The organism is Streptomyces oceani (assembly GCF_001751245.1).
Taxonomy (GTDB): domain Bacteria; phylum Actinomycetota; class Actinomycetes; order Streptomycetales; family Streptomycetaceae; genus Streptomyces; species Streptomyces oceani.
This window is the reverse complement of sequence record NZ_LJGU01000020.1, coordinates 1-247: the sequence shown is the minus strand read 5'-3', so window position 1 is coordinate 247 and position 247 is coordinate 1. Positions and strand designations below refer to the sequence as shown.

The window sequence follows — 247 nt, the reverse complement described above, 5'->3', positions numbered from 1 at the left end:
AACGGCACCTCCGGCTCCTTCGGCTCCAACCCCACCAACGCCTCCCGCAACTCCTCCTCAATCTCCTCCACCTGCACCGAATGCGAGGCGTAATCCACCTCCACCCACCGCACCCACACACCACGCCCCTCACACACCTCCACCAACCCCACCAACCCCACCACCGAACCCGACACCACCGTCGACTCCGGCCCATTCACCGCCGCCACCGACACACCCACCACCCCACACTCCACCAACAACTCCT

Annotated in this window: 1 protein-coding gene; it reads right to left on the bottom strand. The window is 65.6% G+C overall.

Going from position 1 to position 247, the window contains the following annotated elements:
• Positions 1–247: acyltransferase domain-containing protein (locus AN216_RS00095; protein WP_139140797.1), on the bottom strand; the 247-nt coding region annotated here is incomplete at both ends.